The 11618-nt window shown below is 64.3% G+C and carries 14 protein-coding genes; 4 read left to right on the forward strand and 10 right to left on the reverse strand.

Annotated elements, in window-relative coordinates; translation table 11 throughout:
• The 3 genes from HGG74_RS21225 to HGG74_RS15675 all read left to right on the forward strand — a co-directional run.
• A partial coding sequence (locus tag HGG74_RS21225; protein WP_205762024.1) for a hypothetical protein occupies nt 1-208 on the forward strand: 208 nt, incomplete at its 5' end.
• A 404-nt stretch (nt 209-612) separates the two neighbouring features.
• Nucleotides 613-1071 carry a hypothetical protein gene (locus HGG74_RS15670; protein ID WP_205762025.1) on the forward strand — a complete coding sequence of 153 codons (459 nt, stop codon included), beginning with the start codon at nt 613-615 and terminating at the stop codon, nt 1069-1071.
• Nucleotides 1072-1093: 22 nt separating this feature from the next.
• Complete coding sequence (locus HGG74_RS15675; protein ID WP_168487859.1) at nt 1094-1999, forward strand: HNH endonuclease signature motif containing protein; 906 nt, start codon at nt 1094-1096, stop codon at nt 1997-1999.
• A gap of 98 nt (nt 2000-2097) precedes the next feature.
• On the opposite strand, the gene HGG74_RS15680 is transcribed toward HGG74_RS15675, so the two are convergent.
• From HGG74_RS15680 to HGG74_RS15695, 4 genes are all read right to left on the reverse strand, one after another.
• Nucleotides 2098-2709 carry a GIY-YIG nuclease family protein gene (locus tag HGG74_RS15680; RefSeq protein WP_168487861.1) on the reverse strand — a complete coding sequence of 204 codons (612 nt, stop codon included), beginning with the start codon at nt 2707-2709 and terminating at the stop codon, nt 2098-2100.
• Nucleotides 2710-3150: 441 nt separating this feature from the next.
• Complete coding sequence (locus tag HGG74_RS22260) at nt 3151-3387, reverse strand: transposase (RefSeq protein ID WP_168488032.1); 237 nt, start codon at nt 3385-3387, stop codon at nt 3151-3153.
• Between the two features lie 13 nt (nt 3388-3400).
• Nucleotides 3401-4315 carry a transposase gene (locus tag HGG74_RS21985; RefSeq protein ID WP_168487863.1) on the reverse strand — a complete coding sequence of 305 codons (915 nt, stop codon included), beginning with the start codon at nt 4313-4315 and terminating at the stop codon, nt 3401-3403.
• Nucleotides 4316-4337: 22 nt separating this feature from the next.
• Complete coding sequence (locus HGG74_RS15695; protein WP_168487865.1) at nt 4338-5573, reverse strand: IS110 family RNA-guided transposase; 1236 nt, start codon at nt 5571-5573, stop codon at nt 4338-4340.
• A 1729-nt stretch (nt 5574-7302) separates the two neighbouring features.
• On the opposite strand from HGG74_RS15695, the gene HGG74_RS15700 reads away from it, so the two are divergent.
• Complete coding sequence (locus tag HGG74_RS15700; RefSeq protein ID WP_168487866.1) at nt 7303-7605, forward strand: hypothetical protein; 303 nt, start codon at nt 7303-7305, stop codon at nt 7603-7605.
• Nucleotides 7606-7615: 10 nt separating this feature from the next.
• Here the strand turns inward: HGG74_RS15700 and HGG74_RS15705 are convergent, their stop codons facing one another.
• The 6 genes from HGG74_RS15705 to HGG74_RS15730 all read right to left on the reverse strand — a co-directional run.
• The gene (locus HGG74_RS15705; protein WP_205762026.1) at nt 7616-7906 is read right to left on the reverse strand and encodes a hypothetical protein; all 291 of its coding nucleotides are present in this window, start codon (nt 7904-7906) and stop codon (nt 7616-7618) included.
• A 206-nt stretch (nt 7907-8112) separates the two neighbouring features.
• Complete coding sequence (locus HGG74_RS15710) at nt 8113-8382, reverse strand: hypothetical protein (RefSeq protein ID WP_168487870.1); 270 nt, start codon at nt 8380-8382, stop codon at nt 8113-8115.
• A gap of 64 nt (nt 8383-8446) precedes the next feature.
• Complete coding sequence (locus HGG74_RS15715; RefSeq protein WP_168487871.1) at nt 8447-8635, reverse strand: hypothetical protein; 189 nt, start codon at nt 8633-8635, stop codon at nt 8447-8449.
• A gap of 218 nt (nt 8636-8853) precedes the next feature.
• Entirely contained in the window at nt 8854-9522 is a 669-nt protein-coding gene (locus tag HGG74_RS15720) for a DUF8548 family protein (protein ID WP_168487873.1), read from the reverse strand.
• Nucleotides 9523-9963: 441 nt separating this feature from the next.
• Entirely contained in the window at nt 9964-11073 is a 1110-nt protein-coding gene (locus HGG74_RS15725; RefSeq protein ID WP_168487855.1) for a hypothetical protein, read from the reverse strand.
• A 119-nt stretch (nt 11074-11192) separates the two neighbouring features.
• Nucleotides 11193-11618, reverse strand: a 426-nt coding sequence (locus HGG74_RS15730) for an excalibur calcium-binding domain-containing protein (protein ID WP_205762027.1), incomplete at its 5' end; no start/stop codon positions are given.

The following is an 11618-nucleotide window of genomic DNA, read 5'->3' on the forward strand; positions in this document are numbered from 1 at the left end:
GGCCTTCGGCATGAGGGAGGACGGGCGGTCCCTGCTCGCCACCGGCGGCCGGGACAGGAGGGTGCGGATCTGGGACCCGGACACCGGCAGCGCGCTTGCAACATTGCGCAGGCGTACGCCAGTGAACACGGTCGCCCTGCACGGAACTACCCTGGCCATTGGCGACCAAGAAGGTTTCGCCGTTGTCGAGAGCCACTATACGACGTAGCGGCAGATTTAGCCTGTGCAGAGCAAAGGCTAAACATCCGGCACCAAGAAAACCATCGGGCGGGAAGCCGGTACAGATTCATAGACAGCCGTCAGGCATACGTATGAAAAAGCGTGTACCTACCTCGAGTCGCCGTCGAGGTCCATCCCGGTGATGAAGGGGACGGACTTGTCGCGGATCCCTTCGCTTGGGAAACCGGAGCGTTCGCGAACAAGCTGACCCGGTGCCGCTGGCAGGCCCGGGTCGCGGGACGGAGAAGATCAGACCAGTCCGTCAGAGGCTTGGAAGTTTCCATAGACCCTATGTGTGCGGCCGGGGCTGGCGGGCTCACCGGCGGCGTTCCGGTACCTTGGAGTCCAAGCCGGTAAGACCCGGCATCCGCCGAGACCTCTGAAGGGACCTGCATGGACGACACCTGGAGCTTTGCCAGCCGGATCAACGCCGGTGGAGGCGACCATACGCATGAGACCCTCGAGCTCGAATGGTTCCTGGATGGGGACCACGTGTCGGACGACTACACGCCGGATGAGATCTCGGCCGAAGCACTGTTCGACCGCTGGCTGGTGCAGATCGGCGACGTCGAGGAGGTGCCGGTCCGCTGGCGGATCCTCCGCCTCGGCGAGGTGGTTCCGTTTACTGACGATGAGGTGACGGAAGACTTCCTGAGTTTCTATACCTGGCCGGTGCATGCAGAGACGGGCCAGAAGCTGAACTGGCTGACCCTGCCGGTCGTGAGTAAGGGCTGGAGCAAGCTGCGGGCGGACAGGGGCGGCTTCATCCAGGAGGTCACCGGCTGGAAGCCGTCACCGCTGCAGCGGACCGTGCACATGCCGTCGCTGCTGAAGGCGTGCGGCTGGAACTAAGCCGAACAAGAGGGGGAGCACAATGGTCAACTACTGGTGGGCAAGTCAGGGCAGGAACTATCCGGAAGCGATTGAGGCGAGGACACTGTTTACCAATCCGCGGCATGACAGGGCCACGGAAGAATCCCGGACGATGATCAAGGATCTTCGGCCCGGCGACATCGTGTTCCACCACCATGAGGGCCATCTGCGGGCTGTCAGCCGGGTGACCGAACCTTGGAAGGCGTCGCCTCGGCCGCCGGAGAGCCCGAAATGGTACCCTGACGAACCCGATGAGGGGTGGCTGGTCGAGATCGAACCCATTCGAAAAGGGGTCGACCTCCACTTCACCGAAGTGGCCAAACTGATCAGAAACGGCCCTGACAGGCCATTCCACAGTGGCGGAGCGCCGGCCAGGGGGCGGTTTCTGTCAGCCCTCTCCGAGGACGAGGGGCTTGCCCTTCTGGCAGCGGTGGGCCTGTCGTCGCCGGCGGCTGTCGAGGAGGGGATTTACGGCCGACCGGACGAATGGGGTGGCGGGGACACCGACGATGTTTCGCTCGCGGCGGTTCGGCGAGAGCAGGCCGACCTGCGCCGGCATCTGCTGTCCGGAAGGTCGACGGCCCCCTGCGCGATCTGCGGCGAGGAGCGTCCGGCCAGGCTCTTGGTGGCCGGACACATCAAGCCGCGCAGTGAATGCACGGAAGAGGAGCGTAAAGACTTCCGGTCGGTGGCGATGCTGGTCTGCAGCCTGGGCTGCGACGCCCTGTTCGGGTGGGGCTATATCGTGGTGGACGCGGATGGCCGGGTAAGCCGCGGCATCCCCGCCGAGACCAAGGACGTCGAAGCTGCCGTGGATCTGCTCATCGGCAAGACTTGCGGTGCTCACAACGAACACACTGACGCCCACTTCGCCACGCACGCGGAGCTGTCGCTCGCATCGATCTGACGCTGGGCTATGATCAGCGGCACGCGCCCTGGTGGGGGAACAGGCCGTCTGCGTTCGTGCATGATGGCCACATGTTGAATAGCGCGCACTTGGCGGCTTCACACGATAGGAAGTTCGCGCGCTGCTGCCCTGTGCTTGGCGCGGAGGTTCTTGAGCGTCGGGTAGTAGGGATGGTGGCTGTTGCCCTGCAGGTTGAGCGGCAGGCTCAGCTCCTCGATGGCGAGCGTCTCCGGGCGCCATGGGGACTCGGCCTGCACCCAGGTCACGCGCGCGTGCCGGCTCATCCACTCGCTGATCTGGCGTTCGCCATTGGAAGTGAAGGTCAGCCGGTTTCCGCTGCCGACTCTGCGGAGCTCGATCCCTAGAGTGCCTGCCAGGTGACAGCCTAGTGTCAGGCGCAGCGTGGAGCCGTAGGCGTTGCCGCGGTAGTGGTAGCGGATCCGGTGCCACAGCGTCTGCGTGCTCGGCCGGGTTCCGTTTCGTGGCGGCTCTTTCGGGGCGATGCCGACGTAAAGCAGCACGCCTTCGGGGATGACGTGGCAGCCGCGGACATCAACGCCGGGCGGCAGTTCATCAAAGTACCACGCGTAGATGCCGGACGCCCTGGGCGCCGGTGAGGGCCGCCCGAGTACTTCCTCGCGGGTGTAAAGCCGCGCAGGCGCTAGTAGCTGTCTAATCACTGCGATGTTGTCGCTGATGGTGCTGTCCATTTCCGTGCTCGTCATTGTCCGGGCGAAGCCTGCAGGCCATGGACTGCCTACGGCGGACCCGGTCACAGCCCGTGCCCGGTCCAAGATCTCTGGCCTGGTCCTCACAGATCAACGATGACGGCGAGCCACCCAGTAACCGTTCAACAACACACCCTGGGGAAACATAGAACATTGCACGGGATGCGCTGTCGGACGGAACGGAAGCAGCTGGTGCGATTCCCTGACGGAATGCACATATCAGCGCCGCTGCCTCTCGGTCACGCTATCTGCTGCAAGGTCACCCGGCTGGGTGAACGCGATACCTGCGGCATCGGTGACACGTACGAAATGATGTGTACTTTACGTTTGATGCTGTTGTCAGGAACGCTCGCCGGTGTCACTCGAAAGTCACCGTTGGCTGATCAGGTTCGCTTTGCCACATTGCGCCGCGCAGCCGGAGCTCTAGAATTTGATCGTCGTGTTGTTTACCTCAACCATGCTCGTGGTTGCGCCGGTGACTATGAGGACTTCGATCTCTTTCCACCAACGGCAGACGGTACGCCGGAGCCGGTTAATTTCCGGCTGTCCGGCTCGTTCCACCGGGTGCTGCTGCCGCACCATGGCTGCGGCAGCGTCCTTCAGGGAACCGGTGCGCAGCAGTGCGCGCAGTTGTTCCTTCGTTTCCCAAGCCGCCTTCAGCTTCCCGGTCGGATCATCGACGAGTCTCGCCGGCGCGGAGCAGCAGCATCCGGTTGCCCCACATCGGGTCGGACGAGCGGCCCCGGCGGCCCTTGGTCTCCTGGCTCAGCCGCTGGCGGACTTCCGTCAGCATCTTGTTCCCCAGCATGACCATGTGGAATGCGTCGACCGATACATCCGTGCGGGGCAACCACATCCGCAGCGCCTTCCGGAAAGCGGCGGAGGGGTCAATGGCCACTACTTCCACGGCCAGCCGCCATTGCAATGGTCGGGCGAAGAGCCAGTCGCCAACGCCCTTGCTGTCCCGGCCGTCCACGACGCCGAGGACCTGCCCTGTATCCAGATCAACGATGGTCGTCATCCACGGTTCATAGCGCTTCCAGGCGTTGGTTTCGGCGTCCTTGAAGAAGCGCACGGAACGGAAGCGGTGTTCGTCGATGCCCAGCCGCTTGGGCCGGAGCTTGTTGACGTCCGGCAGGACGGTCATGGCCTTGTTCAGGGAGCGCTGGACCAGCCACCACGAGACTCCGAAAGCAGCCGCTGTTTCCGTCGCAGCACGTCCCGAAAGGATCACGGCGCTCACCAAGGCATCTCTCAGCCTGCCGGTCGAACGCGCCCGCCTGGGCACCTGAGTGGTTGACTCAGCGAAGGTCTGCCGCGGACACTCGGATTCGTCGCAGAAGAAACAGCGCTTGAACCAAACAACTTCGACCAAACCTGCGATGGAAATATCGCGGATCCGCTGCTGGCGCTTTGAATGGCGCCGCTTGCCAATCACCCCGCATGAAGGACAGCCGGACTCGATGGTTGTCTCGACATGGATTCTCCGCTGGCCGAACGTGAGGATGTCGGCGGTGAGGACATGGTAGTCCGGCAGGTTGAAGATGATTGTGGCAGCATCAGGGCGCTGGGCAGTAAGCCCGGTCAAGACATCCCACGGGTCTAAGCTGTCAAGCAGCGGCGGGGATGTCTTCCTTCTGGGCTGCAGGCCAGGCGGTGTTTTCGTCGTAAAGCGTGTGGTGGCGCAGGCAGCCGTGGAGGATGCCCACCAGGCGGTTCCCGAGAGCACGCAGGGCTTGGTGATGGGTGGCTCCGCGGGATCTGCGGGCGGCGTAGTAGGCGCGTGCTCCGGGCGAGGCATTGAGTGCAGCGAAGGCCTGTCCGTAGAGTGCGTCGCTGAGACGTCTGTTGCGGGCATAGCGGGCCAGTACGACCCGTTTCTTGCCGGAGGCGCGGGTGATCGGGCTCATCCCGGAGTAGTTCTTCCGTGCCCGAGCGTCTGCGTAGCGGTGCGGGTCGTCGCCGAACTCGGCCAGCACCCGGGCGCCGAGGACAGCGCCGAGACCGGGCTGGCTCAGGTAGATCTCAGCGTCCGGGTGCCGGCCAAAACACTCCTCCACCTGCCCTTGCAGCGCCTGGATCTGAATATTCAGCTCAGCGATGACCGCTATCAGGGCCTTGGTGGTGGCGGTGTAGGCGGCCTCGATCCCGGCGCGGGCGCCCAATTGCCCGCTCCGCAAAGCGGTAATGATCTCCTCGGTCCGCGACTCCAGGTAACGACGGCGTCCGGCCTTCCGCAACAACGTCTGTACCCTGGCTGGAGTCAGTTTCCGGGCGGCCTCCGGACCCGGGGCCGCGGCCAGAACCGCTACGGCATCCCGGTCGGCAAGGCTGTTACCGAACGCGGCCAGGGCGGCTGGGTAGTACTCACGCAGGTTCGAGCGCAGCACGTTGACCTGCCGCTGCCGGGCCCAAATGAGTGACTGATGGGAACGGGCCAGCACCTTGACCTCCTCGGCGGTGTCACTGTCTGCGGTAATTGGGCGGTGATGTCTCCGGTCAGTGCGCACCAGCTCGGCCAACACCAAAGCGTCGCCCTTATCGCTCTTCGCCCCCGAGGTCCCAAGCCGATCCCGGTACCGGGCCGCCTGCAACGGGTTGACAGCGAAAACGGTGTAACCAGCCGCCAGCAGCGCAGCAACCCACGGGCCCTGGTCCGTTTCAATGCCCACCATCACCTGGTCCGGCCCGTCCTGCTCATCCAAGGGATCGGCGACCAGTTCATGCAGGTCTTCGATCCCTTGAATACCCTCCGGCAAACGGCGTTGGACCAGCAGCCTTCCTTCCTCGTCGACCAGGGCAATGTCGTGGTGGTCCTCGGCCCAGTCATCACCGATGAACAGCATCTGACCCCTTCCTTTCAACGGCGTCCTATCGTTTCGAGCCGCCGGGAAGAAGGGAACCAGCTGCTACCTAATGGATCAGTGCTCAACCGGCACGACATCCCACCAGCGCTATCGCCCTCCCTCACTCACCGGCAGGGGCACGATCTTGAAATAGGACTGAGGTACCATCCTGGCTCGTATAGTGCTCACCTGCCAGCGGCTCGGATACCAAGTCTGTCCCGACAAGGACCAACCGGTACACTCCCATTAGGCTCGTAGTTCCTGTCATTGATGAATGCGTCAAGAAAATCCATCACAACAGGGCTACGGGCCCCTTCTGTCTAAAGACACGACCGGGCTTTCACCACGAACCTTGGAGAGCCTCATTGATTTGGTCTGGGCTTGCCAATACGAACTACTGACCGCGCTCAGCGCATGTCCCGATTTGAACGATGCCAAGATCGAATGAGCAGTGCTCAGTGTGGGTGCGACGAGGCTGAGCATCGTTGTTTGACTTCATCGCTGTCTCTGCTTCGAGCCTAAGGTGTGGCCAACCCCAAGTGCCCCCTTCTCCACCGACCGTGCAACCGTAGCCGCACCCTTCGTAGATGCTTCGCATCTGCTCAATAGTTTCGGACATCAACGAACATGTTGCGGATCCCAAGATTGAGAGTGTCTGATTCGCGCAAACTGAGTTGTAGCTCGCCTCGTGAGCGTTGAGGCAATAGAGGTAGTCGTCCCCGGGCTCACAGATTCGTTCGGCTGTTTCAACTACGTTGAATGCGCCCGTTGGCTGCAAGCTGTGTGTTGCGGCGCGAGCCTCTTGGTCGACGATTTCGACATCGTAACTATTTGTTGCTCCAACGACCAGGAAGGACAGAGTCGCAACTACTACGAGTGGTAACCAGACCCACTTCTTGAAGTCGTGCCATGACCTAGCAAAGTTCCACATAAGCAGGCCGCCAATTATGGCTACAAGCCCACCGCTAGACCAAGTTGGAGCCCCTGGTGCTAGCTCGAGTCCGGCCATCGATACTGCAGTGATTTGACTGGCAGTTGCGACAACACCTACCAGAAAAACGGTTGACCAACCGCTCCCTAAGCCTCGAAACCAACCTGGTCCGACCGGTCCCTTCTCGGAAGGGTTCTCTACTCCTAAATCTGTGCTCATGCCGTCTGCTTACCTAAATCGGCAATGACTCTTGTCAAGAACGACATGATTAAGGGCTCTCGGGATTCCATGCCATGCACCAGTGGCAATACGCTGCCTTTGCGTCAGCCATCTGCTTGCATTCTTGGCATTTTCTCAGTGCGAGCTGGCCCGTACTTTTGTCTGTTCTTTGCGCACATTTTGAACAGTAGAGAGTGTCACCTTCGTCCCACAGATGCTCAGACGGCCCGCACGAAGCGCATTCATCCGCGCTCATTTATTCCCCCAACTGCTTGGTTTAGTCGGAGTCTATCGTATGAGCAAGTTCGGAGGCGGAAGATGCTTCCATCACGCCGAACATGACTCGACCTGGTCCTTTGGGTACGCGAGCAATGTTATTGAAATCCTTCCAATTGCTGGCCGGGCGACATTGACCACAGCGGATAAGCTCTAGGGACTCCCCCAGGACATCGACCCTGGGAAAGCGCTGCTGGATGAAATCGCTCACACCGACGGGGCCGTGCGCTGGCTTGAAGGAAATGTCCGGGAACTGGAGCTTGAAGCGCCGGTGTGCCAAGCCCGGCATCGACAATGTCAGGTATGTACGCCATGCATGCTGAGCACGGCATCTCGGTCCGCGACGACGACGACGGCGACGATATTTCGCTCGATAGCACCACTTACGACACGACACAGGTTGAGAGCAACGCCGACGATGCCTCCGGCGCGTCCGGCGCGCCTCTGTTCGCCTGGTTTGGGCGTGACAATCCCTGCGCAATTGGCGTCCATTCCGGCACGCAGGTTGACGGCACCGTATGGGGCGACGAGATCCTGTCATGTGCCGCGGGAGGTGACGGGTTCGTGGCGCTGGTGAAATGGGCACGCGCGAACTGGGACAGCTGACCGCCGCAGCCTAGTCGAGGTTCTCCGCCGTTAACTCTCCGGCAGCGTAGCCGATGCAACGGGAGTGCGCACTGAGCTCTTCGGCATCGATCCTGACTGCCAGCCGGTCGTGCAGCCGGGATGCCTGTTCACGCGACAGGCCCCGGGCGACTGGGGAGAACACGCCGCCGGTGCTCACGCACAGTTCCCAGGGTGCACCTTCGGCGGCCAGAGCGGACTCCATCATGGCCAGCCAGTCCTTCAGCGGGGACCTGTCCGAGTACTGGGCGAACTTCTTGCCGGTGTTGTAGGGCGGGTCCATGTAGACCAGCTTCACCCTGCCCCGCAGCTCAGGAGGGGACAGGGATTCGTCAGCTCGGCCGTTGAAGAGAAGGTTGCACATATGGACCTGTGTGCGGCCGAGTCCGGCTTGCGGCGGGACCGCGCACATGAAGTGCATCACACTTCCTGTGAAGAGCTCGGGCGTTCGTGTCCTCTGACTCCGGGGGCACTCACGGAGCGCTCACTTCAAAGTCCCCGCTGGCTCCAGGCCTTCGAAGTGATTCCGGTCCACAGGTAGCCGTTGCGCGCGGCCGTTCCGGCCTCCACAACGTCGACGATCCGGACGTGGTGTTCGGTGCCGCGGATTGTGGCGGTCAGCCCGTTCTCCCGGATGCCGGCCTGGAACAGGGCGCCCTTGACGATGGCGGCCAGGTCCTGCTCATCGGCGCCTGATTCGGAGTCGACGAACAATACGACGGCTGCGCGCTGGCGTTTCGGCGGCTGGGTCTCGGTCATGGCGGTCCTCCCGGGCAGGTATCCCCTGCCATGTGTGCGGAGCCGGCCGGCCCCGCTCACCGGCCTAGACGGCGTGCTGCTCGGGGAGGTGGACGTGGAAGACCATGTCCTTGAGCTTCTGCTCGACGTCCAAAGCCCGCGGCACGTCGTGGAAGACGATCCGGTTCACGTTCGAGGCGTCCCCACCGTGGGTGTTGGCGGCGTTGACGATGATGATGGTGCCGCAGCGGAAGCGGGAAGCTCCGACAAGCACTTTTCCAGCTCAGCCGCCTGCCGCTGGCTGCTTTCGTTCGAGGCCGCCTGGGTGCGCTCGATAATCTCCCAGAAATCGCCGCCCTCAACAGCTCCGACCCCGCCACAGGGCGCCGACGCCGCATGCTCGCCCTTCCTCAGCCGGCCAGCATGATCACGGCAGCCAGCAGCGTCGCCCCGCTCTTCTTCATCCCGATTCTTCCCCAGTCTGCCTGCAGCTCAGCAGGATCCGGCAGTACCGCGCCGCCGCCTCCCCTTGGTTTTTGCCGACTGGACGCCGACGTACGCCCACATGGCTGCGTCCAGGTCCCCGTGCCGCCAGCCGCGGACGTCGGCCGCCTCCCGGATGACCTCGGCGACATAGTCGTAGCCGGTACGCCCGATGCCGGCCGCATCCGTGATTCTCAACAGCCGCCTGTCCACCGCCACCCCGGTCGACAGGCCCGCGAGGATGTCGAAGTAGTCCAGGGTTTTCGGCCCGACGTACCGGATGGCCTGCAGGGCGCCGCGCAGCTCCACCTTCCGGTCCGGATCCTCCAGTGCCGCCCGGAGGTCCCCGGGCTCCTCGATCCTCTTGTCCTTGAGCACCTCGGCCATGTCGGCGATCTGCTTCAGCCGGTCCGGCCCCGACCAGCTGATCACCGCCGACAGGTCGTCCGTGGCAAGCCGGTCCAGGAACCCCGACGTCGTCTTCGCATCCGGCCAGGCCTCCTTCAGAACCCGGGCGCGCTTACGGACCACCTTCCCGTAGTCCTGCCGGCGCTGGAGGGCGGCATCAACCAGGTTCGCACCCATGTGATCCCAGCCCTTCTCGACCCGGTCCCTCCCGTGCACGCCGATGGAATCGAGGTGGGCCAGCAGCAGGGCAGCGTCCGAGGCAACAGTCATGAGCGCATCCTCGCACGGGCGCGACAAGTTTCCAGGCAAGACGGTAACGGTGCGGCGCAATACTGGCTCCATTCACAGCCGGGCTGACTGCACTCAGAGTTGGCGAGGTCGTGATGGCGAGCGAGGACCTACGGAAGCTCGTCCAGCTGTCACTGAGGCAGGGCTGGCAGTACGCGTGCACAGAGCCGCGAATTTTCTAGTCTGAACGCCGAAGGCCACCGACTCCACCAGCATCGGCGGTGAATCCACAGTCTGGACGCGCCACCGGTACGGTATCGACCTGGCCGGGAAGTAGGCGCTCGGCCTGACCGCCCGCAGGCTCGGCCGATTGGTCCCGGACGAGCATGAGGCCGAACCCTCCAAGTCAACGGCCCGTCCATCCACGGCTGGAAGATGTAGACGAACTTTGCGGCTGACCTGTTCCGTGTCGCTTGCCGTGACTTATCCGTCGGTCGGGGCGTCCTGGTTTTCGAAGGGCCGGGGCACCCAGCCCTTCGGGTTGCTTCCTTTTTCCTTGACCAGCACCAGCATCGCCAGCACGGTCACCGCCAGGGCCGGGCCCAGGACGATGGGTCCGGAGGCCGGGAACGTGATCAGGGTGGCCACTGCGCCCAGCAGGCCCAGGACCCCGGACCCCAGGGCCAGGACGGGTGCCAGGGCTGCGGCTGCGGCGGACCGGAGGCCGGAGAGCATCAGGATCCCGCTGACCAGCAGGGCCGGACCGGCGACTAGGTTGAACGGCAGCGAGATGTCGAACCCGTCCCAGAGGCCGACGGAGAAGGCGAAGTTGGCGAACGCGAAGATGCTCGCCACGATCGGCAGGACGCCGGCGGCAATGCGCAGGCGGGACTGGCCCGGAACGGTCATCCGCACCCCGGCGATGTCCATCCGCAGGGCCAGGCAGGTCAGGATGATCGCCGCCACCGACAGGATGTCCGCGGACACATAGGTGCCGGCCAGGGAGTGGCCGGCCAGGGCTGCCGCGGCACCGGAGAGGACGACCAGGGGCGAGCTCAGGGAAGCCGACCGGAGGGCCACCAGCCGGATGATCCCGCCGGTCACGGCGGTGAGCGCCGCGGCGACCAGCAGCAGGCCCGCGACGGTGTCCAGCCAGTTCCCCGAGTCGGCGAAGACGCTCACGGAGACGGCCAGGGTCGCGAGTCCGAGGACGCAGGCCACGATGCCGGAGGCCAGGCGCAGCCCCCAGGAGGCGGGCTTGGGCAGCTTCGGCCGCGGAGCCCACCCTGCCGGCTGCTGCGGGTAGGGGTACTGGCCGTACTGCGGCGGCACCGGGTACGCCGGAGGCGGGTAGGCACCGGGCTGCTGGTAGGCGACCGGCTGCTGGTAGTACCCCGGCGGCGGGTACGCGCCCTGCGGCGGCTGCTGGTAATACCCCTGCGGGGGCGGCGGGTAGGCACCCTGCGGCAGGTACGGGGCCTGGCCCGGAGCCGGGTAGGCCGGGTACTGCGGCTGCGGGTAGGAGCCGGCCGGCGGCTGCACCGGGTAGGGCGGCTGGCCCTCTTGCTGCGGCTGCTGGTTCGGGTCGGTCACTGTGCCGGCCTGGTTTTCGTTGCTGATGGTGTGCTCCCCAACTCGAGGTGTTGCATGGATTGGTGTCCGGCGGTGCCGGCTGCTCCTACCGGGAACTGTCGGCTCCGGCTGGCCCGGCGTCAGCTTTCGCAGCCGACCCCGTCGCCGTCGCGGTCGAACTTGGCCTCCCAGCCGGGGTCCCCGGCCCGGATCGGGGCTTTGCCGGCGGCCTTGACCGCCGAGCAGTTCTGGTAGAAAACGGATCCGCCGCCGGGGGCCGGCTCCTGGACCGCGGGGGCTTCCGGCTTCGGCTCCGCCTTGGGCTTGGGGGCGGGCTTGGCGGCCACGGGGACGGTGACCCCGCCGTCATCGTCCGGGACCGGCTGGTCCGGGCAGGAGGCCAGCACCCGTTCGATGGCGGCCTTCTCCGCGGCGGTCATCCAGAGCCCGTGCTTGGCCTTGACCGCGGTCTGCAGGGCCACGTATTCGCAGCGGAACGCCCGGTTCGGCGGCAGCCAGGTGGCCGCGTCCGAGTCGGACTTGGAGCCGTTGGTGGGCCCGTCCAC

Source organism: Arthrobacter mobilis (assembly GCF_012395835.1).
GTDB lineage: Bacteria > Actinomycetota > Actinomycetes > Actinomycetales > Micrococcaceae > Crystallibacter > Crystallibacter mobilis.

Coding starts and splice junctions, on each gene's coding strand:
- HGG74_RS15670 (WP_205762025.1), top strand. CDS start 613: ATGGACGACACCTGGAGCTTTGCCAGCCGGATCAACGCCGGTGGAGGC.
- HGG74_RS15675 (WP_168487859.1), top strand. CDS start 1,094: ATGGTCAACTACTGGTGGGCAAGTCAGGGCAGGAACTATCCGGAAGCG.
- HGG74_RS15680 (WP_168487861.1), bottom strand. CDS start 2,709: ATGGACAGCACCATCAGCGACAACATCGCAGTGATTAGACAGCTACTA.
- HGG74_RS15695 (WP_168487865.1), bottom strand. CDS start 5,573: ATGCTGTTCATCGGTGATGACTGGGCCGAGGACCACCACGACATTGCC.
- HGG74_RS15700 (WP_168487866.1), top strand. CDS start 7,303: ATGTACGCCATGCATGCTGAGCACGGCATCTCGGTCCGCGACGACGAC.
- HGG74_RS15705 (WP_205762026.1), bottom strand. CDS start 7,906: ATGGACCCGCCCTACAACACCGGCAAGAAGTTCGCCCAGTACTCGGAC.
- HGG74_RS15710 (WP_168487870.1), bottom strand. CDS start 8,382: ATGACCGAGACCCAGCCGCCGAAACGCCAGCGCGCAGCCGTCGTATTG.
- HGG74_RS15720 (WP_168487873.1), bottom strand. CDS start 9,522: ATGACTGTTGCCTCGGACGCTGCCCTGCTGCTGGCCCACCTCGATTCC.